Below are 21,600 nucleotides of genomic sequence, written 5' to 3'. Positions count from 1 at the left end.
GATTTGGTTAGTTTGATTGCTGAGAGACGGATTTTCCGACTCTCAGCTTCTTTTTCTAGTGTTTTGGCCGTTGAGAGTCGTTTTTCCCGACTCTCACACTGAGATGTTTATGAAGGTGGAGCCAATCTGACAGGGAGCGCAGGTTGGTAGATTTGTGGGTTGGTGGGTTGGTGGGTTGGTGGGTTGGTGGGTTGGTGGGTTGGTAGGTTGGTGGGTTGGTGGGTTGGGACGAGGTGAAGGGGTGAGGACTTTGGCGAGGGGAGCGCGGCACACCATTCACTCGCCATTCGCACGGTTTCCGCGGGAGCCAAGTTCTCACGGGTTACAATACTCGCGCTTCGAGCGAGCAACCAACAAAAAAGCCGGACAGGATCGCCCCTGTCCGGCTTCTGATTAGATCGAAATAACCGAGTATTCCGGTCTTGCTTTGTTGAAGTTTGGATTCTCGCCGCATACCATGAGGCCCATGCCCCAGTTGATGTGCTCTTGTTTGGATGGGAAGTCTGTTGCGCTGCGGTATTGGAACAGCACGTTGCGGCGAGTACGCTCGCTGCGGTTTGCCGGTGAGCCGTGGATGGTCAAGTAGTTGAAGAAGAGCACGTCGCCCGCTTCTGCTATACAAGGCACGCCATCGGATACCGGATATTCCTTCGCATTCAGGTAATGTCTGCCCATGTGCGGAAGTTCGCCCCATTTGTGCGAGCCCGGCATAACGTGCAAGCAGCCATTTTCCAAGTCGGCGTCGTCCAGATGGACGCTTGCAGCCAGCATCGTGTGCTGCTCATGCGGGAAGTACGGGTGATCCTGGTGCATTGGGAATGCGGCACCGTTCTCTGGCGGCTTCACCAGCATTTTGGAATGATGCAGTTGAACGTTCGGTCCGATAATTTGCGACAATACATCTGCCATATTCGGGTGCGACAAAGCGCGCAGGAAGGAAGCATCGTGGTAATGCACGTCATGGAAGCCTTTCAGCACGAGCTTCTTCAATTCTTCAGCCGGCAGGAAGTCACCTTGCCACTGTGCATTGTGATCCATATTCGCTCTTGCTGCACGATCGATAATACCGTCAACCGCCTTGCGCATCGTTTCGATTTCACCTTTGTTGAATACGCCTTTCACTAGCAAATAACCATTTTCTTTGTAAAATTCTACATCCTGAGCTGTAATCATGTTACAATCCCCCTATGAGTGAATTCGCTTTCCTATGACCTTATTGTAGTAGAATCAAGGGGTTTCGGTCTTTAGCTGTTGAAGCCAGCTTTTTGTCTTTTCACGCCATCCCTAATTATCCTGTACGGAGGTGCCTGCCAGTCATGTATATGTGGGAGGAAAGCGACACGTGGCTGAATCAATACGCCTTGCGGCTCAAAACAGCCGAAGCGGTATTTACCGTTCACTACTGGGGCGTTCACGAGCGCCATACATCCAATTTTCTGCATAAGCATTCCTTCTTTGAAATTTGCTACGTGCTCGGGGGCAAAGGCACCTATCTCGATGACGGCGTCACCTACCCTTTGCAGAAAGGAACCATGTTCTGCTCCCGCCCCGGCATCACCCATTTCATTCAAGGCGAGCCGGAAAACAGCCTTCTCTTCGTCGCCTTCGAGGTCGATGAGAAAGGAAGCTCCGAGGCGGTGCGCTCCGCCTTTCAAGCGATGGCGGAGACGGACACCGTCATCGTCTACGATTGCGACGATCTTCCTGCCTCTCAGCTATGGCGCTCACTGATCCGGCGTCAATCCGATACGCCTTCGCTGCCTGAATCCGTGCTGCCGCAGCTTGCTGTATCGCTGTTACTCGCTTTGCCCAGCCTATTCTGCAAGCCGCTCATGCAGCCTGGCAATATGCCGGCGGCCATACCACGCCGAAGTTCAACTGCACTGCTGAAGCAGGCAAAGCTCTTCATCACCGATAACTTAAACGATGACGAGCTCTCGCTCGACAAGGTCGCAGCCCAGATCAATCTATCGCCACGCCACTTGTCCCGCCTGTTCTCTTCTGGTGTCTACGAATCCTATACCAATTACGTTCGCCAGCAGCGCGTTCGAAGAGCGGCCGAGCTGTTACGCTACTCCGAGCTAACGATCAAGGAAATCGCCGAGCGGACCGGCTTTGGCTCCGTCCATTATTTCACGCGTACCTTCCACTCGCTCATGCATGTGACACCGGCCAAATTCCGAGACGATGCAAGACCGCATGACTAAAAGAAGGCTAGCCGAACGCAATCGTCCGGCTAGCCCTACCTCTCTCGCCCTCCCTAAGGCCAGCGATGCTTATCCTTATAATCCTTCGGCGTCACACCGACCATTTTCTTAAACAGCTTATTGAAATAAACCGGGTCGCTGTAGCCGACGAGATGCGAAATTTCATAGTTCTTCAAATGCGGATGATCGGCCAGAAACTGCTTCGCCTTCTCTATTCGGAGCTGAATCAAGTAATCCGTAATCGTCATCGACGTCTTGTGCTTGAACAGCCTGCTAATGTAGCTCGCATTCATCCCGACACTGTCCGCCAGCCGTTCCAGCTCAAAGTTCTTATCATATTCCCGATCCAGAATATCCTTCATCTGATCAATAATATAATGATCGCTCTCCAGCTGCGCCCCATCTTCCACCGCTGCGCCGCTTGCGCTGCACTTCTCCGAGCGGATTTTGCCAAGCAAATCGAACAACGTACTCTTATCCACCGGCTTCAGCAAGTAGTCTCTTACCCCAAACCGCAAGGCAGACCGCGCATATTCAAAATCACTGAAGCCACTCAGAATAATAATGGTAATGTTCTTATATTTCTCCCGCACAAGCTCGCTCAGCTTCAGCCCGTCCATCATCGGCATTTTAATATCCGTTATAAGCACGTCCGGCTCTTGGCTCTCATGCCCAAGCAGGAAATTCCATGCCTCCTGGCCGTTGCCGAAAGAACCGATCACATCATGCGTTTCATCGCTCTTCATAATGATTTTCTCGAGGCCAAGACGGATGAACTGCTCGTCGTCCACGATCATGATTTTCATTGCCCGTCCCGTCCCTCCCCGCTCAAGCGAAAGTAGCCTTATTTTACCGCACCGCTCGTCACGCCCGCAAAAATATATTTCTGCAGGAACAAGTAAAGCAGCGAAGTCGGAATCATGATGATGATGATGGCCGCCGAGATGCTCTGCCAATCCCCGCTGTTCACGCCGAAGAATCGCATCAACGAGGTCGATACAACGACCAGCTCGGGCGTCGGCATATACAAGAATGGCGTGTAGATATCGTTATAAATGCTGATCGTCTTCAGAATCACGATCGTCGCCGTCGCAGGTGCAAGCAGCGGGAAAATAATCGTCGTATAGATTTTGAACAACGAAGCGCCTTCGATCATCGCACTTTCATCCAGCTCATAAGGCACATTACGAATGAACTGCAGATAAATGTAGATTTGCAAAATATCAGCGCCAATATAGATCAGCATCGGCCCCATCAGGTTGTTCGTCAGATGCATCGATTGAATCGTCTTGAAGTTCACGACCTGTGTCGTAATCGAAGGTATGACCGTCGCCATCAGAAACAGCCCGACAAGGAACCCTTTGAACCTGAACGTAAACCGCCCAACCGCGTAGCAGAACGCCGAGCCAAGCACGATATTCAGAATCAGCGTAACCGCAACAATAACCAGTGTATTGCCAAAAGCCTTCGTCATATTCGCCTGCTGAAACGCATGCACGAAATTGCCGAAATGGAAGAACGAATCCGGTAAGGACATCGTCGACTTCGTTTGGAACTCTTCCTTGGTCTTGAAGGCATTCACGATAATGACGTAAGGCGGGAATACGATCATGAAAGACGCGAACAGCAAGGTCAAATATTTCGCAGTGGATGCAATCGGATTGTTCGTGCGCATGCCTTAGTCCCCTCCTTTGCTGAAGAGCAGACGCTGAACCGATAGCACCAGCACGACTATTAATAGAAGCACGACGCTCATCGCCGATGCCAAGCCGTAATTATTGAATTGAAATGCCGTTGCAATGATTTTGAATACGTAAGTTTCGCTCGCGCCTGCCGGTCCGCCGTTCGTCAGCACAAACGGAAGATCGAATACTTCAAGCGCTCCAGTGACGGTCAGGAACAGGTTGAGCTCGATGATTTTATAAATATTAGGCAGCGTAATGAAGAGAAATTGTTTCCACGCGTTCGCCCCGTCGATTTGTGCCGCTTCATACAGATCGGATGGAATGGACTGCAGCGCCGCCAAGTAGATGACCATGTTAAAGCCCATAAACCGCCAGAAGCCGATCGAAGCCAGCGTGTAGTTGACGAAGGATTCACTGCCGAGCCAGCTCGTTTCACCACTCAGGCCAATTGCAGCAAGCAGCGTATTAAGCGAGCCTTGCGTCGTGTCGAACACATAACCAAACAGGTACGCCACCGCCACGCCGTTTAGGATATATGGTAAAAAGAGCAGCAGTCTGAAGAAATAACGTCCCTTCAGCTTGCCGTTCAAGACGATTGCAAAGTAAATGGCCGCGATGTTCTGCACGATTCCTACAGCGAAGTAGGCAAAATTGTGCTTAAACACGCCGAAGATATCGGGGTCGGTGAAGACTTCCTTGTAATTGTCCCAGCCGATCCATTCTTTATCCGGGCTCAGTCCGTCCCAATTCGTGAAGCTAAGGTGAAACAGCTCCAGCGTCGGATAATAAGAGAAGGTCAATAGCAGCAGGAGCGGTATGATCGTGAAGGAGGCAATGATAATGATGCGCTGTTTCTTAAAAGATAGGTTGCTTAGCATGTTGCGATCATTCCTTTCTGCAATTCACCTTGTGGCGGAAGGCCCTCCCCTCGAAGCTGAGAGAGCCGATCCACCTTGGCAAAATTGTTCTAGCTCTGGCTTGCTTACTGCTATTTCACGATTTGTTTCTTCGCTTTCGCCCACTCTTCGTTCACTTTATCCAGCACGGCTTGCGGGTTTTTGGAGAGAACGAACTCTTGAAGTACCGCATCTTGATCGATTTGAGCTTTATTCAAAATTTGCGTCGCCACGTCGTCACCGGCTACAGCTTCAAAATAAGTCGGGTTATACGTATTGAATTCAGCCAGCTGCGCAAGCTTCGGTTGTTTGTCCTTCAATGTCGGGATGAAGCCTGCGAACTCATCGTAGCCGGACTCCTCGATCATCCATTGCACGAACGCTTTGGCCGCTTCCACGTTGCCGTCTTTATTGACGCCATAGAACCAATCCGGGTTAAGCGGTGCTTTGGCTTGACCGGAGTTGTCGGCCGGGAACGGGAAGAAGCCTACATCGGACGCCGGTGCGCCGGCATCGATAACTTGGTTAATAACCCAGTTGCCAAGCAGGTACATCGCGAAGTTGCCTTGCGCGACATCCTTCTTGGACTGCTCCCAGTTCGTGGAGTTCACGTCCTTCTCGAGGAAGCCTTTCTCCTTCAGCTCGCGGATGATGCTCCACGATTTGCCGTATACGTTATCCATTGTGAACGGCGTGTCGGTGTCTTTGCGTTTGTTCTGGTGGTCTGCGGCTGCTCCGATAATCGTCGGCACATCGCCGGACCAAGCGCCAAGCGGCCATTTGTCCTTGAAGTTCGATGCGAGCGGCACGATGCCGGCATCCTTCAGCTTCTGGCAGGCAGCGAGGAATTCATCGTATGTTTTCGGAACTGCGGTCACGCCTGCTTTCTCAAAAGCTTTCTTGTTATACACGATCCCTACCGTGCTGTTACCGGAGGAGATGCCGTATGATTTGCCTTCAAACGATTTGAAATCTTTGAAATAGATGTCGCCTGAGAACTTGATATCATCCAGCGGCGCGAAATATTTCGGATAATCGGAGTTCGGAATCAAGCCGCCGAGCAGCACTACATCCGGATAGGTGCCGGAAGCGATGCGGATTTTCTCGTTTTTCTCATAGTCGGTAATGGCTTCGAATTGCAGGTCTACGCCAGGGTACTTCGCTTCGAACCGTTTCTCGTAATCGTTGTACTCCTTGTCGACCATATCTGTACGGTTGGTCAGGAACACCACTTTGCCGCTCAACGCCTTAGTGTCTCCGCCATCGTTCGTCGCTGCTGCGTCGTTCGTTGCTGCATCATTGGTTGCCGCTGCATTATTCGAAGTATCTGCGTTTGCCGTGTTCGTTGCGGCATTCGTGTTCGTGTTTGCGCTTTCATTATTGCTGCCGCAAGCAGCCAGCGAGCTGACGAGAAGAAGTGAAATCATCGTGTACGAGATCGTTTTGTTCATTTGTTGTTCCCCCTGTTTCGATTATGATATCGCTTACATGTGTAACTATAAGCCAATCGCTAAGGGGGTAAAATGGTTTCAATTGTGATTTGTAGTCTTCAATTGACTTTCTGGTCTAGGTTGATAAATGTCTATTGACTGCACGCCCTCGCATTTGTTTTACTGGAGCAATGAAACAGCAGTGTAATGAGATGGAGGCCGAGACGACGTGCAGAAATCGACGAACTACTATGGTGGAATGACCTGGGGCTGGACCGGAATTAGAGGAACTTGGGGGACCGAACAGGCGGAGCGTTCTATGGAGCTGATGAAGGAAGGGCTCGCTGTCAATTGGACGGCGATTACCTTCGCCGCGCTCCAGGAACATCCGCAGGCAACAGAAATTAAGTACGGGGACGCGCCTACAGTGACGGATGAGGAAGTACGCTGGGCTATTGAGAAAGCCAAATCGCTTGGCCTGCAAGTCTGCCTGAAGCCGGTCGTCAATTGCGCGAACGGCACTTGGCGCGCACATATTAACTTCTTCGACGTGGATGTCCCCTGCGAGCCGAAGTGGTCGGAGTGGTTCGCTTCGTATACCCGCTTCATGCTCCATTACGCGCAGATGGCGGAGGAAACCGGCTGCGAGATGCTGTGCGTCGGCTGCGAAATGGTGCAAACCGATCGGCGGGCTGCGGAGTGGCGCGCTTTGATCGCGGAGGTAAGGCTTGTCTACTCCGGCGTCATTACCTACAACTGCGACAAATATCAGGAGAATCAGGTGAGCTGGTGGGATGCGGTGGATGTGATCTCGTCCAGCGGCTACTATCCGATCGACACTTGGGAGGAGCAGCTTGACCGAATCGAAGGTGTCGTGAAGCAGCACGGCAAGCCGTTTATGTTCATGGAAGCAGGCTGCCCAAGCCGCGAGGGTTCGCAGCATTTGCCGAACGACTGGGGCTTGCCGGGCGAAGCGAGCGAGGATGTGCAAGCGCGCTATTACGAAGCCATGTTCAGCCATTGCGACAAGCGCGGCTGGGTAGAGGGCTTCATGCTGTGGGATTGGCCGGCCAAGTTGTATAAGCCGGAGGACGCGGCGGCTAATAAGGACTATTGTATGTACGGCAAGCAGGCCGAAGCAGTCGTCCGCGACTACTATAGCGCGAAGACGGTAATTTAAAGAGGCTGAGAGTCGCAAAACCCGACTCTCAGCAACCAAACTAACCACTTCTCGTTCACGCTGGATGTTGAAAGTCGGTAAAACCGACTCTCAACCGCCAATACGCCAGATAAAGATGCTGAGAGTCGGAAAATCCGACTCTCAGCAATCAAACTAACCTGATCTCATTCCCGCGGGATGCTGAAAGTCGGAATAACCGACTCTCAACCGCCAATACACCAGATAATGAAGCTGAGAGTCGGAAAACCCGACTCTCAACGGCCAATACGCCAGATAAAGAAGCTGAGAGTCGCAAAACCCGACTCTCAGCTTCTTTCCTACCAAGGCCCACGCTCCGTCAGCGCTGCTATTCATATTAAATCTCCACTCCGCTCCGAAACTTCACAGTGAAGGCGCCGGCCCACTCGACAGTGTTTCACGCTAACGAACCGTACAGGTCTTATTGGAGTCAAATAACCTGGTCTGAAATTCTTACGAACCTCATGGGTCTTATTTGGTGGCAAGCTGCCCCCTATCACTCCGATTCCCCTCAATAAGACCTCCACGGTTCGTTAGATTTGAAAAGCAGCCATTTTCGCCCGAATAAGGCCCCTACGGTTCGTTAGCGCAACGGCGTCTAGGCATTGTCCTTTGCTCCTGGCGTTTAGGCAACTTCCCTTGCGTCCGGAGGAGTCTAGCAACTCCCATACACGCTCCCCCGCAAAAGCCAGCAAGCACCTTCCACACCGAACAAGCCACCTCACTCACCCGTTCGAGCAATACCGAATAATCTCCTCCCAGGTCACGACCAACCGCATAATGTCTGCTTCAACGAGCTCCGTCCCGATCTGGATCTCAATATATTCAAGCGGCGTAATGGCTTTGATGGCATGTTTCGCACCGGCAGCAATTTGCAGAACGTCTCCGGTTTGAATAGCTGTACTGACGCCCTCCAAGATGAACTCTCCTTGACCACTAATAATGGTCCATATCTCTTGCCGCTTCTGGTGCGAATGATAGCTTGTATGTTTCCCGGGCAGCAATTCTACTTTCTTCGTCAACGTTTCCAGTAGGCCGCCGCCTGTCTTCGATTGATCCAATACCCGATAGGTCCCCCATCTTTTCTCTCCGTACATCGGCTGTTGCCGACTGCTGCGAAGCTTCTTGATTTGGTTGGATTTGTCCTTATTGGCAACGAGAATCCCATCTGCACTCGCCGCTACAATAATATTCGAAACGCCCAGAACATGAATAGGATAGGCAAGCTCGTTCACCAAATGCGTATGCACGCAATCGCTGGAGATCTCCCCAAGGCCAACGACACTGCTTCCAAAATAGTTCGGCAGCACACTCCAGTCGCCTAAATCCTTCCACATATTACGGAATGGGAGAACGACGACAGGCTGCGTTTTCTCCACGATCTCGACATCGAAGCTCGCTTCAGGCAGCTGCTCGTAGCAGGCTAGCAGTTCGTCATAATCAGTCGGCAATCCCCTGCTTTGCAGACCAGTGAGCATGAAGGACAACGGAAAAGCGAACACGCCGCAATTCCACATCGCCTGACTGCCGATGAGGCGCAGCGCGGTCTCCTCATCCGGCTTTTCCACGAAATGAGCGACTTCTAAGTAGTCCTTATCAGCTGGATCTTGATGCGGCGCTGGAACAATGTAGCCGAACTGGCTGGAGGGATGACTAGGGGTTGTTCCAAGCAAAGCGAGCTCCGAGCCCGACTGTTTGAGGATTTCAGGAAACCGGCTCAACAGGCTGAAGAAATCCGATTCTGCAAACAAATCCGCCGGAATCACGCATATCGTTTCATTCGGCGCTGCCTGCAGCTTGGCATGCAAATAAGTCACGGCCAAGGCAACCGCCGTGAAGGTGCCCCTTCGATGAGGTTCTGCCAGGAAGAGGACTTCGTCACCGATATGATTTTGCATAATTTCGGCTTGGCTCTGATGCGCTACGATCGAGGTATGTGAAAGAAAACCCGCTTCCCCCAATTGTCTGCAGATCCGCTGAATCATCGATTCCATACCGCCATCCTTCGAGGGCAGAAGCTTTAGAAATATTTTCGAACGAATCTCATTCGATAATGGCCAGAGTCTCTTTCCCGAGCCGCCGCCCAGTAGAACAATCCGCACGTACATGCCTCCCCCTCGAATTGGATTGAAGCAGCATCATTTCCGCTTCCCAGCCGCTTTTCTTGAATAACCTTTCCGTTTATGAAAAGAGAGCGAGCGATAGCTCTTAGCCAGCCTCTTCAATTGGTTAGGCGTCATTCGTGCAATATTCGTGGATAGACTCTTATTCAGCGCCTTCCTGCGAGCAATCCCGCCCGGATTCTGCGCATAAAGGAAGTTGCCGTAGGTCTCGAATTCAGAGAAGGCAAACTGCTTGGTTTTGTCCATCTTCCGCAGGATTGCCGAGTACCAGCTCATTCCGTGTTTCGCTGCAATCGTCCGCTTCAATTGCCGCAGCTTTGCCTTCTCGAACAGCATGTAGTGGGCAACGAAGGAGGTAGGCGATGCGGCTCGTTTTCCCATAAGCTTGCGATAGGTTCGGAAATATTCTGGCTGGCTCCAGCTGCGCGTATAGAACAACGTCTTCTTGCCGGTTCGGAATACATGAGGCCGAATTAAGATGGTGTCTGCGTCGATAACCAGGAAGTATTTCGAGGTACATAATCTGTCCCCGCCCATTTTTAACAACTGCTGAAACATCCACCCCGACCGTTCCCACTTCTTGGAGCGATAGTTGATGTTTCTCTTCGTAATCGGAAGCACCCTGTTCTCGTTGACGAACGTGCATCTCTTGCGCTTGCATAAATTCCGCATTCGGACTCGGTTCGGAGCTACGATCATAAAGCGGCCAATGGGATGCTTTACCTGTTTGCGCACAGCATCAATGACGTAAGGCAGCGTCGATAAATCCTTCTCGATTGCCGGAATCAGGACATCTATTCGGGCGTTGCTAGCTCTGCTCTTGATAGGGGCTGACATCGCTTCATCTCCATTTTAGCAAGTAATGAGATCATGATATGCGGATAGAGAATAATTGGACTAGGCATCCCCATACCTGCCTTGAAGACTATAAAAAAACTGACCCAGCAGAGTTTGCACTCTAACAGGGTCAGTCCTTGTCCTCTTATGTCCTTATCCTCTTAAATCGAAAATCCATTGCGATCGCCATCCGGCGGCCGCCTCGCAAGGACTCGGTTTAATATCGTATTCTCGTAATGAGTAAATCCGCTGTCCTTCTCGCGAGGGCGTGCCAAAGCAATGGAGACATCCTGCGCAATGGTGCCGTTCTCCACCAGCACCACTCGATCGGCTAGCGCAACGGCCTCACTGACGTCATGCGTCACGAGGACGGCAGTAAATCGCCGCTCCCTCCACAGACGCTCAATCAGCTGCTGCATCTCGATTCGAGTAAGCGCATCGAGCGCACCGAGCGGTTCATCCAGCAGCAGCAGGCTCGGATCTCCGACGAGCGCTCTTGCCAGTGAAACGCGCTGCTTCTGACCTCCCGACAGCACAGACGGCCACTCCTTCGCACGATCCGCGAGTCCAACGAGCTCCAGCGCATCCATGGCTTTGCCGCGGTCACCGCCCGGCACGCCAATCCGAACGTTATCGAGCACCGTTTTCCAAGGCAGTAACCGAGCATCTTGGAACATCACTCGCACATCCGAGTTTAATCCGGTGGACGCTGTTCCGCCGAACTTAACTGAACCTTGCGATGCGGCTTCCAAGCCACCGAGCAGCCGCAGCAGCGTGCTCTTGCCGCAGCCGCTTCTGCCTATTACCGCTAAGAATTGTCCCGACGGGATGGACAAATCCAAATCCCGCAGAACCGCGAGATCGCCGAAACGTACGCCGGCATTCCGAACGTCTACTTGAAGTCCGCGAGATGCCTCGTGCACGACCAGAGGCGTCTTCCCTTCGGGTTCGATGCTTATTTTCCTGGACGGAAGTGCGAATGCCATTTCAGCCAGCTCCTTTCCATCAGCTTTGCCATCCAATCCGAGAGCTTGCCGAGCAACGCATAGATGACGATGCTGAGCACGACGACATCCATCTGGAAGAACTCACGGGCATTCATGGCCATGTAGCCAATACCGCTGTTCGAGGATATCGTTTCGGATACGATTAACGTAATCCACATAATGCCGAGCGCGAATCGAAGGCCGACTAGGATGGACGGAAGCGCACCTGGGAAAATAATCGTTCGAAATAGGGAATACCCTCTCAAACCATACGTCCGTCCCATCTCGATTAAACCGGGATCAATCGATCTTATGCCGTGGAGCGTATTCAGATAGATGGGGAAAGCTACTCCCAGCGCGACCAGAAAAATTTTACCTTGCTCGCCAATGCCAAACCAAGCGATGATAAGCGGAATAAGGGATAAATGCGGGATCGTACGAATCATCTGGATACTGGAATCCGTCAGCTTCTCCGATAATGGAAGCAAGCCGTTCAGAATGGCCAGGACAAAACCGATGCCGCCGCCAATGGCAAAACCAATCAATGCACGTCGTGTGCTGTCCCCGATATAGATGAACAAATCTCCGCTTCGCACGAGCTTAGCGCCTGCTTCAAGTACAGATACCGGTGTCGGCAAGATGCGGGAGGATATCCATCCCACGCTTCCAAGCCATTGCCACAGCACCACGACCAGAATCGGAATGATCCATTCAAGTCCTACGGATAGCGTTCTGGTTTTCCACTTGTTATCTGCTGGACTCTTCATCTGCTTTCCCTCCTAGCTGACCGGCGCTCGTTCCGACGGCTTGATCGCATTCGCGATAAGCTCGCCGAACGGACTGGTCGATGTCGGGCCGTGCACCGTTGCTGCTCGATTTAAGGGTAGCAGAGGGAACACGAGATCTGCGAATTGGTAGGCTTCCTCGAGATGCGGGTAACCTGATAGGATAAACGTATCAATGCCGAGATTAGCATACTCCTGCATCAGCGCAGCCACTTCAGTGGGATTGCCTACGAGCGCCGTTCCAGCTCCACCGCGGACTAAGCCTACACCTGCCCACAGGTTTGGATAAATTTCAAGATGGCTTCGATCTCCGCCATGAAGGCGCGTCATCCGCTGCTGCCCTTCCGAATCGTAACGGGCAAATACCTTCTTGGCCGCTGCTATCGCTTCTTCATCGACTTTGCTGATTAGGCGATCGGCTTCCTTCCAAGCTTCTTCGGACGTTTCGCGGACGATGACATGCAGCCGAATGCCAAAACGAACCTCGCGGCCTCGCTCTGCCGCCAACTTACGAACACGATCCAGCTTCTCCGCTACTTCTTGCGGGGGTTCGCCCCAAGTGAGATAGACGTCGATATGGTCAGCTGCAACTTCCTGCGCAGCTGGCGATGATCCGCCGAAATAGAGCGGTGGATATGGTTTCTGAACCGGCGGGTAAAGAACTTTGCCGCCTTCCACTTTCAGGTGAGTGCCTTCGAAATCAACCGTTTCTCCCGCGAGCTCCCTGCGCCATACGTCCAGGAACTCCGACGTCAAATCGTAGCGTTCATCATGCCCGAGAAACAAGCCATCTGCCGCCAGCTCTACCGGGTCTCCCCCTGTCACGACATTGACGAGCAATCTCCCTCCGGAAAGTCGATCGAACGTGGCAGCCATTCTGGCCGATAAGGTCGGTGACATGAGGCCCGGTCTCAGGGCAACGAGAAACTTCAGCTTCTCCGTAGCCGATATGAGCGAAGAAGCCACTACCCACGCATCCTCGCATGAGCTCCCTGTCGGTAGTAAAACACCGCTATAACCAAGTCGATCTGCAGCTTGCGCGATTTGCCTCATATACGTTGCATCAACGGCGCGGGCTCCTTCAGCAGAACCCAGATAACGCCCATCTCCATGTGTCGGAATAAACCAGAATACTTCCATTTCAATCACCCTTTCATCTACATTCGCATGTTCGATTATTTTAGTGTGGCATCCTTAACCGTAATTTCTTTCGGAATCAATTGCAGGTTGAAAAAGGTATCTGCAATCTTCTGCTGCGCTTCGATAATGGCATCATCGATTGGCAAGACGCCGTAATCTCTGCGTCCCGATGCCAGTTCAAGGGACGGAATATCGATGCCCAGCTGCGGTGACAGGAGCGCCGCCACTTCCTTCTGATTGGCTTTGGACCACTCGTCAACCTTGTTCAGCTCGTCGATGAATGAATCGATTGCCGGTTTGTTCGCTTCTGCGAATGAACGAGAAGCCAGATAGAATTCGATATTCGATACAAGTCCTTCTCCATCCGTGAGCAGCTTCGCTCCCGTTGCCGTCTGAGCCGCAGCCAGGAACGGATCCCAGATGACCCATGCATCTACGCTTCCGTTCTCGAACGCAACTCGGGCGTCGCCGGGCTTCAAGAATACAGTCGTGATATCCTTGTAATCCACGCCTGCTTTCTCAAGCGCCTTGACCAGCAGATAGTGAACATTGGAGCCTTTGTTTAGGGCGATCTTCTTCCCCTTCAGATCGGCGAGTGTCGTAATCTTGGAATCCTTCGGTACGATAATGCCTTCACTCTTCGGGCTAACAGGTTCATGGGACAGATAGACAAGAGGTGTATCGGCTGCCTGCGCGAAGATCGGCGGTGCTTCTCCGGTATGCCCGATGTCAATGCTGCCGACGTTGAGTGCTTCAAGCAATTGCGGGCCGCCCGGGAACTCCGTCCACGTCACTTTATACCCTTCGGACTCGTAGCGTTTCTCCAGCGTCCCTTGCGCTTTGAGAATATTAACCGTGCCGTATTTCTGATAGCCGATATGAATTTCTTTGGTGGTTTTAGGGGCATCTGTTGTTGTTTCCGTCGTTTCTCCAGTAGTCGTCGTGGCGTTGTTTGCCTCTTTGCCGCATGCAGATAAGAAAAGGACGAAGCTTAGAAGTGAGATCGCGAGCATGCTGATGGCTCGCAGCGATTTAGTGGCAGTTGTCATCTTTCAAAACCCCTTTTTCTCTTGGAATGCAAACCAAAAACCGGAGGCTCCCACAGTCCAATCCCCATAAAGGAGTATCGGCTATGGAAACCTCCGGTTGTCCGGTAGGCTTCTTGCTATTTGTTGTTGGTTTTATGATATACACATTAATCCGATAAGTCAACTATGAATTGGATATGGGGCAAGCCTTTTTTTTAAAAATGGAGACTCATTCACAAAATGACACAGTGTTGATCCCCTGCGCCACCACTACATTTTTGCAAATCGAATCTGTTGTATCCGACGATTAATGTGTGGTGCACTGTCCGCTGCCCCCGTTACCGTTGTCCATTTGTCCGTTGTCCGCTGTCCATTGCCCGCTACTGTTGCCCACTGCCTCCGCTACCGCTATCCGTTAACCGTTGTCCCTCCCCGCCACGGCCGCTATCCACTCGTCCCGAAAATCGAACGAACCGTACGGGCCTTATTTAGCCGATTCTCCCGCCTCTGAAAATCTAACGAACCGTACAGGCGTTATTCTGGCGAAATGGGCTCCAATTCCTCCACAAACCGCCAATTAACGCCTTCACGGTTCGTTAGCGCTTTTCATGAAATTCTAACGAATCGTAGGAGCCTTATTGGACCGGATTCCTGGCCACTGAAAATCTAACGAATCGTAGAGGTCTTATTCTGGGAAATCCAGCTCCAAATCAGCCTCAAACCGCCAAATAGCGTCTCCACGATTCGTTAGAATTTTTAAAGAGCTATTTTGGGGCATATAAGCCCTGTACGATTCGTTAGAGCTATCGCGGATCGGATTCGGGGGATCGCATCGCTCCATGTTTGTCCTATACAACATAATACCGAGCGCGTTTCTCACGCGGCTCGGCACTCCTAACCCTCTACTAAACATACACCAGCCACAAACTAATCAGCTGGAATGGTTCCGTGCCGCCGTGATTGCTTAGAGCGGTCAGCCTGATATGCGTTGCCTCGACAAGTAACCTAAACTCGCTCATTCAGAAATTGTTCAAACTGACCGAGATTGTTAAATCGGTTAATCGCTACCCCTCGGGACAGAAGATATTGCTCGAGAAGCTGATCCAAACGCACGACAGCATCATGAAGCGGGACTAGATCAAGAGGGTCTAGAAGCGCTAACAAGTTGGGTAAGCCCGCTTCGTTATAGAAGGATTGATAGGCTAAACCGGACGCCAATGACTCGGGCCAGATTCCCTTCTCAAAATAGTATAGAAACCGGGCAACTTCATCCTGTACGCCAATTGACCAATAGGAAGCTGTCGTATAATCGTTCTTCTCGCACGCTGTCCGAATTTTATCGAATATCCCTTTGACCTCTTCGTAGAAACCTTTGGCACGCTCGGGATAGGAAGAGGCGCTTGCGAGAGTATCTCTCTGCTCCGTCCATAAGGCAGCTATCTCCGCAGTAAGCTGCTCGCAGGTTTCCCGAATTTCCGCGCAGGAGCAAGCGCTCAATATCGTTTCGATCTGTTCTTCCAGTTGAGCCGGTCGCAGCGAGAAGTTCAGCAGCTGCTCTCGATTCTTCCCCCAGCCTCTTGTCATATAGGTACGATTGAGCAGAGCGAGCGTATATACGAGCTTATTTAATATACCGTGGGCTTCGGTCCGGCAGCCTGAAATGTCGTCCTCATGAAGCCGAGTCATTTTATAGAGATGCACATAAACTTCCCTCAGCTCAGACTCCGCCTTCTCGATGAACGTCTGTGCCTGCTGGGGGAGTTCAGCGATAGTCTTGCTCAGTTGAAGAAATCGCGTGCGGTCTTCTTCGGAACGAACATACAAGATTTCGCAGTCGGCGATGATCGTCGTATTCTGCTCCTCGAATTTCGCCATTCGTTCCGCGCGTTCCCAACTGATCGGCCAGAAATCAAAGCTGATGTCGTTCAGCACAAACTGGACGCTGGCACCGTAACCTCTGCCGGATGCAGGAATGAAGAAGAAATCCAAGTCCGATCGAGCTGTCGCTGTCCCTTGTGCGTACGATCCGTAATAGGCAATAAGAGCAACATCCTCCGAGTAACGCTCGCGTATATGATTAACTAGCGTTTGTGCAACGTCGAATACATGAAGCATGGTATAGCCTCCTTTGTTAGTTTAAGGAATCGTTCGTTCCGTGAAGAGCAGGAATATGACAAGTTTGGACTTCCAATGGGCCTGCTATGAAACCGAATTGGTGATAAAGCGCTTCTGCCTTATTTCCTTGCATCACATAGAGCCGAAGAAGAGGGTAATCATGCTGCTTTAGTACCGTCACCGCCCTCTGAAGCATCTTCGTTGCAATGCCTCTGCCTTGATGCGATGGAGCAACAGCGATGTTATAGACAGCCGGCATATCATCTTGAGATGAAATAAGGCAAATGCCGACTAACTGCGATGTTTCACGATCATAGACAAAACTCGACGCCTGCAGCAATGATTCATTCGTTTGGCCGGGATAATGCTCCATCCAAGAATTATAATCTTCGCGTGAGGTTTGCTTTCTTCGCACGTCTTCAAGGGTGTTTCTATAGACGCGATAGGAGAGCTCGCTTATTGCTTCTGCGTCCCTGAGAAGGATGGACTCTTCATCGGCTGCGCTCAACTCAGGCGAGCATACCTTCAGTGTTTCGTCCCATTCCGTCATCAAGATTTCGGCCGGCCGCTGCATCCAGCGGCATCTAAACTCACCGGGCCAGAAGCCTGCTCTGGCGAAGAGCTCGATTTGGTTCGGTAAAATTTCGTACGCCGTAATATCCTTCGTCCGATTCGACCAGTGCAAGAGCGCATTTTTCAGTAATTGGAATACCTTCGTCTCCTCATGGAACGGCGGAATAAAGAAGAGGCCAAATATAACATTAGGTACAATGACAACCCCGCCAACCTTCTTCTCGCCATTATAAATCCAGAACTTCCTGCGTCCGTTGTTCATCGTTAATCCTTGGTCTTTGAAGAACCCGTTATAGTCCATATTGTAATAGACGGAATAATAGATTCCCCAATCCTTCGCATCCGCTTGTTCTAGATCAAATTGCTCATCTAGCTTAAATCTTCGAACATCCTCGGACCAATCGTTCATGTAAATCCTCCCGTGTTATGAAATCTAGTTTAGGTAAAGTAGAGTGCGCCATAAGAACGACAAAAAGCCGTGAATGAATATTGCTCATTCACGGCTTCTCAAATATAGCCAGCCCAGACGGGACGTAAATAACGTCTCGCCAGAGCAGTCTACACGGAGCAATGATGATCAATAGGTTCGATTCAGACACCCATAAACGTCCGCATAGCTAAGCAAACCTCACTCTATCGGAGGCTGACACCGCTCTCGTTCATGGTTATTCAGTTCGCTATGACGCGATATCTGCTGCCTGGAAACCTATTCGATCAACAATGCCCTAATCCCACCATTCCTTTAAGTTATACCCAGTATAGTAAACAAGGGAATATATTACAATTGTTTTATTCTGCGAAACTGCTGCTACTTCTGCTTATCCGCTTCTTCAACAGCTGCTTTGTCCGTCGATTGCTCAGTCGGCTGCTTCTTGTTCGACACTTCTATCCCAAGCACAAGCTTCCTTGCTTCAGCCCATCGTACATTGTAGCTCTGGAAGGATAGCTTCAGGTCCGGCGCCGCGACCCACTCCTGCACGTAATCGCCGGACCAGAATGCCATCTGGGCCTTCGCCGAAATATTCAAGAAATCATCGCTTGGCGGCTGCCGTTCGACGAAGATGGGATCAAAGGTTAGAAACTGCCGGATTTGCGGCAGTTGAGAAGTCTTCGTCGTATCGACAGGCAGGAATCCGGAATCGTCCACATAACCGGACTCCTTCACGAAGAAGTTCACCCACGCCTCGGCGAGCTCTTTATTTTCGCTGAATTTGCTTACACCTAGAAACCAATCCGGACTAAGCGGCGCATACCGCTTCGCATCGTTATTATACGGGAACGGGAAGAAACCGAGGTCCTCCGAGCTTCCGCCTGCTGCAATGACTTGATTGATTACCCAATTGCCCAGGAAATACATGCCCGCATTTCCTTTCGCCACCTCGCCTTTGGACATCTCCCAGTTGTTCGTGAAGAGGTCCTTCTCGACGTAGCCTTTATTAATTAGCGTTTTGACGATTGTAATGGTCTGCCCCCATGGATTCTCATTGGTGAACGGCTGATCGGATGCTGTCATCTGATTCAAGTAATTCGCACTCCCGGTCATATAACTGACTAAATTCTCACCCCAAGACGACATCGGCCACTGCGCGCCATAGTTTAGATAGATGGGCACGATGCCTACTCGCTTCAGCTTGGCACATGCGGCATAGAACTCCTCCAGTGTCGCAGGCACCTTCGTAATGCCCGCTCTCAGAAAAGCCGTTTTATTGTACACGATACCATCCGTAGCGGCACCTGTTGCAATCCCATATCGCTCGCCGCGGTAGGATTTGAAATCGGCAAACCGCGTATGCTCGAAGAGACTGTCATTCAGCGGCTCAAAATAATTAATCAAGTCCTCATTCGGCAGGTTGTTCGGCAGCAGCAGCACATCGCCTGTGCTCCGCGTCGACAGTCTGACGAGAATATCGCTGGCATAATTGGTCAGTCCCTCAAACTCGACATGCGTACCAGGATGCTTCGCTTCAAACTTGTCCGCGTACTTCTGAAAGACGCCGTTCTCCACAAGGTCAACACGATTCGTCAGCATCGTGATTTGCTTCAAACCATCTGTGTTCTCCTCCTTGATGCTAGGAGAAGGCGGCGGAGTCTTGTCAGCGGTTTGATGGGATGCACAGCTTGTCAGCATGGAGCTGCAGAGCACAGCAGCTGCCAAGGTGAATTTGATACGTTTGGATGCTAGAACCGGCATCTTCATTCCACTTCTCCTCCCACGATAGGTAGCCGCAGCATCACTTGTGTCCCTGTGCCAGGCTGACTTGTTACTGTAATTCCATAGTTTGCGCCATAGTGCAGCTTAATGCGTTCATTGACATTCCGCAGTCCGATTCCGGTTCGATGCGAATCCGAATAACCGCCCTCCAGCGAAAGCACACCGTTCAAACTACCGTTCAAACGCTCCAGCGTCTTCTCGTCCATCCCGATTCCATCGTCGGTAAGCTGAACGAATACAGCTTGCTCGGTCTTCCATGCCGACGCCTCAATGACCATCTTCGGCTTGTTATCGTCCATCCCGTGGTAGATCGCATTTTCTACGATCGGCTGAAGCACGAGCTTAATCAGCGCGTAGCTCATCAGCTCATCAGGTGCATTTACCTTCAGCTCGAATCGGCCTGGATAACGATAATTCAGAATTTCCACGTAGTATCGGATATGGTTAATCTCGCTGCCGAGAATGACTTCTTCATTGAGATCGCTGATGCTGTATCGTAGCAGCTTCCCGAGAATCGCCAGCATATCCGCTGCGTCCGTATCATCATTAAGCTCGGCGGCCATCCGAATCGACTCCAGCGTGTTGTACATGAAATGAGGATTGATCTGGCTTTGCAGCGCATGCAGCTCTGCTTCCTTCTTCTTCGTTTCCATCAAGTAAATGTCTCGAATGAGATCATCAATGCGCAGAATCATCCGGTTGAACTGGTTGCCAAGCTGCCCGATTTCATCACGGTGTTTGACTTGGAATTGGACGCTAAAGTCGCCCTCTTGAACCTTCCTCATCAGCTTCATCATCTTCCGCAGCGGCTTCGTCAGCGCGAAGGAGAAGAAGATCGAGATGAGCAGCGCGATACCAATCGTTAAGAACGTAAGAATCCACGTCACATTGCGGATGACAGCCGTATTGCGCGTCAGCTCCTTCACCGGGATGGAGGTGATCACCTTCCAATTCGTATGCGGAGATGTGGTGAAGATATAGAGATGCTTCTCTCCGTTTTCCTCCAGGTAGAAGCTCCCCTTCTCCCCTTGCGCCATCTTCACCATCTGCATGTCGCTTATATTCGTAGCCAACAGCTTCTTATCGCTATCGTAAATCACGTTGCCGAGTGCATCGAAGATGAATGATTTGCCGTGCGTGACGCCATCGAATTTAACAATTTGGTCTTCAATTACGTTGATGTTGGCATCCACGGCGATTAGGCCAATATCATGCAAGGATTTGTCTATGATCTTACGAACCACCGTAAACGCATAGCGGGTGCTTTTCAAATTACTCGTATATTTCTGGGTGCTAATCAGCAGCGCTTCCCCTTTGGAATCGGCTGCACGCTCCATCCAGTATTGGTAGCTTTCCTTAATGTTCATGCGGATGCCGCCGGACTTCGTCGAATAGTAACCGTTTCCATATTGATCGAAAATATAGACCGACGTAGCGCCCCGCTTGATCGTATTGATAAACGAAATATTGCCTTCAATGCCGCGCTGAATCGCCAGCAGCAAATCAAAATCCATCGGCGGCGCGCCGCTGTTCTCATCCGAAGAATATTGCGCACGCTGCTCATGGTATTTGCCGGATTTGATCAGGTTTTGCTTAATGTCATCCTGATAGGCGGGAATGGAAGAAATACGGCTCATATCGTCGATATAATCATCCACGCGATCCATCATGTTGCCCAGCATCGTGGTGGAATAGGCGATGGTGTTCTGTTCAATCGAATCGGAATAATTGCGAAAGGAAACCGCCCCAATGAACGTCAGCGGCAATGTAATCAGCACCAGGAAAACAAGCAACAGCTTGCGTTCCATCGGCATATCGCTAAATGAGGAGAATAGTTGTGAGAACCGACTGATGGGATTCATATATGCGCTGACCGCTCCTTCTGCTTCACTACTTGTTGCACCACCTCACTCAATATACCAGAGAGGAGCGGAAGCGGACAAACAACTCTTTATAACCGGTAAGTTGAACTGCTTGTTGACTCGAAAATGGAGGGAGGAGCGTGGTACGTTGTCTCGTTCGCAAAAGTGGAGAATGCTGCATTTTGTGCAACATTTCCGAGAGAATTTCGGCCTGCGTGGAGGATTGTTGCACATTATGCAACATCTTACCTCTGAATCAGCTAATTGGCGTCTTTGCAGTCTGTAATGCTGCATTTTCTGCATGATTTTGTGGTTCGAGGGCAGCTAAGGGGGATTTTGTTGCAATTTATGCAACAATGATCCGAGAGTTGGATATCTCGCTTGGGAAAACGCTCCTGAATGATCCCCCTCCTCGGCGCAAGGCCCGCTGGGGTGATCATCCGCGACACCTGCTGTACAATCTTCCGCGAGGCCAGCTGTGGCGATCATCCACACGCGATACGCGCGCAGAAAAAAAGCCGTC

18 protein-coding genes are annotated in these 21,600 nt (G+C 51.1%); 2 read left to right on the top strand and 16 right to left on the bottom strand.

The window, feature by feature from the left end; all coding sequences use genetic code 11:
- Positions 1–93: 93 nt before the first annotated feature.
- Positions 94–276: a PT domain-containing protein gene (locus BLW29_RS32190; RefSeq protein ID WP_143044472.1), complete on the bottom strand. Its 183-nt coding sequence runs from the start codon at positions 274–276 to the stop codon at positions 94–96.
- 117 nt (positions 277–393) lie between these two features.
- Entirely contained in the window at positions 394–1,173 is a 780-nt protein-coding gene (locus tag BLW29_RS27275) for a phytanoyl-CoA dioxygenase family protein (RefSeq protein ID WP_090985637.1), read from the bottom strand.
- A gap of 143 nt (positions 1,174–1,316) precedes the next feature.
- Between BLW29_RS27275 and BLW29_RS27270 the strand changes: the two genes are divergently transcribed.
- Positions 1,317–2,207, top strand: a complete 891-nt coding sequence (locus tag BLW29_RS27270; RefSeq protein ID WP_090985635.1) for an AraC family transcriptional regulator — start codon at positions 1,317–1,319, stop codon at positions 2,205–2,207.
- A 53-nt stretch (positions 2,208–2,260) separates the two neighbouring features.
- Here BLW29_RS27270 and BLW29_RS27265 read toward each other — a convergent pair whose 3' ends face one another.
- The 4 genes from BLW29_RS27265 to BLW29_RS27250 form a co-directional block, all read right to left on the bottom strand.
- A complete protein-coding gene (locus BLW29_RS27265; RefSeq protein WP_090985634.1) occupies positions 2,261–3,013 on the bottom strand; it encodes a response regulator transcription factor in 753 nt (250 codons plus the stop codon).
- Positions 3,014–3,051: 38 nt separating this feature from the next.
- Positions 3,052–3,882 carry a carbohydrate ABC transporter permease gene (locus BLW29_RS27260; RefSeq protein ID WP_090985632.1) on the bottom strand — a complete coding sequence of 277 codons (831 nt, stop codon included), beginning with the start codon at positions 3,880–3,882 and terminating at the stop codon, positions 3,052–3,054.
- Positions 3,883–3,885: 3 nt separating this feature from the next.
- Positions 3,886–4,770: a carbohydrate ABC transporter permease gene (locus tag BLW29_RS27255; protein ID WP_090985628.1), complete on the bottom strand. Its 885-nt coding sequence runs from the start codon at positions 4,768–4,770 to the stop codon at positions 3,886–3,888.
- 110 nt (positions 4,771–4,880) lie between these two features.
- Complete coding sequence (locus tag BLW29_RS27250; RefSeq protein WP_090985626.1) at positions 4,881–6,239, bottom strand: ABC transporter substrate-binding protein; 1,359 nt, start codon at positions 6,237–6,239, stop codon at positions 4,881–4,883.
- Positions 6,240–6,477: 238 nt separating this feature from the next.
- Here BLW29_RS27250 and BLW29_RS27245 point away from each other — a divergent pair, with 238 nt between their 5' ends.
- Positions 6,478–7,398, top strand: a complete 921-nt coding sequence (locus BLW29_RS27245; protein WP_090985663.1) for a glycoside hydrolase family 113 — start codon at positions 6,478–6,480, stop codon at positions 7,396–7,398.
- A gap of 743 nt (positions 7,399–8,141) precedes the next feature.
- Here the strand turns inward: BLW29_RS27245 and BLW29_RS27235 are convergent.
- From BLW29_RS27235 to BLW29_RS27185, 10 genes are all read right to left on the bottom strand, one after another.
- Positions 8,142–9,518, bottom strand: a complete 1,377-nt coding sequence (locus BLW29_RS27235) for a sugar phosphate nucleotidyltransferase (protein WP_090985623.1) — start codon at positions 9,516–9,518, stop codon at positions 8,142–8,144.
- A 36-nt stretch (positions 9,519–9,554) separates the two neighbouring features.
- Positions 9,555–10,376, bottom strand: a complete 822-nt coding sequence (locus BLW29_RS27230; RefSeq protein ID WP_090985621.1) for a DUF6492 family protein — start codon at positions 10,374–10,376, stop codon at positions 9,555–9,557.
- Positions 10,377–10,537: 161 nt separating this feature from the next.
- On the bottom strand, positions 10,538–11,362 hold the full coding sequence (locus tag BLW29_RS27225) for an ATP-binding cassette domain-containing protein (RefSeq protein WP_090985619.1): 825 nt from the start codon (positions 11,360–11,362) through the stop codon (positions 10,538–10,540).
- On the bottom strand, positions 11,332–12,129 hold the full coding sequence (locus BLW29_RS27220) for an ABC transporter permease subunit (protein WP_090985617.1): 798 nt from the start codon (positions 12,127–12,129) through the stop codon (positions 11,332–11,334). The genes BLW29_RS27225 and BLW29_RS27220 overlap by 31 nt, the downstream gene beginning before the upstream one ends.
- A gap of 12 nt (positions 12,130–12,141) precedes the next feature.
- Positions 12,142–13,287, bottom strand: a complete 1,146-nt coding sequence (ssuD, locus tag BLW29_RS27215; protein WP_090985615.1) for an FMNH2-dependent alkanesulfonate monooxygenase — start codon at positions 13,285–13,287, stop codon at positions 12,142–12,144.
- Between the two features lie 35 nt (positions 13,288–13,322).
- Complete coding sequence (locus tag BLW29_RS27210) at positions 13,323–14,336, bottom strand: sulfonate ABC transporter substrate-binding protein (protein ID WP_090985613.1); 1,014 nt, start codon at positions 14,334–14,336, stop codon at positions 13,323–13,325.
- A 984-nt stretch (positions 14,337–15,320) separates the two neighbouring features.
- Positions 15,321–16,430, bottom strand: a complete 1,110-nt coding sequence (locus BLW29_RS27200; protein ID WP_090985609.1) for a nucleotidyltransferase domain-containing protein — start codon at positions 16,428–16,430, stop codon at positions 15,321–15,323.
- A gap of 16 nt (positions 16,431–16,446) precedes the next feature.
- Entirely contained in the window at positions 16,447–17,412 is a 966-nt protein-coding gene (locus BLW29_RS27195) for a GNAT family N-acetyltransferase (protein WP_090985607.1), read from the bottom strand.
- 399 nt (positions 17,413–17,811) lie between these two features.
- Positions 17,812–19,200 (bottom strand): ABC transporter substrate-binding protein, encoded by a 1,389-nt coding sequence (locus tag BLW29_RS27190; RefSeq protein ID WP_256208972.1) that lies wholly within the window; start codon positions 19,198–19,200, stop codon positions 17,812–17,814.
- Positions 19,197–21,077 (bottom strand): cache domain-containing sensor histidine kinase, encoded by a 1,881-nt coding sequence (locus BLW29_RS27185; RefSeq protein WP_090985605.1) that lies wholly within the window; start codon positions 21,075–21,077, stop codon positions 19,197–19,199. Before BLW29_RS27185 ends, BLW29_RS27190 begins: the two co-directional genes overlap by 4 nt.
- Positions 21,078–21,600 lie beyond the last annotated feature (523 nt).

This window comes from Paenibacillus sp. CF384 (assembly GCF_900106745.1).
In the GTDB taxonomy this organism is placed as follows: domain Bacteria; phylum Bacillota; class Bacilli; order Paenibacillales; family Paenibacillaceae; genus Paenibacillus_Z.
This window is presented reverse-complemented; position numbering and strand designations above follow the sequence as displayed.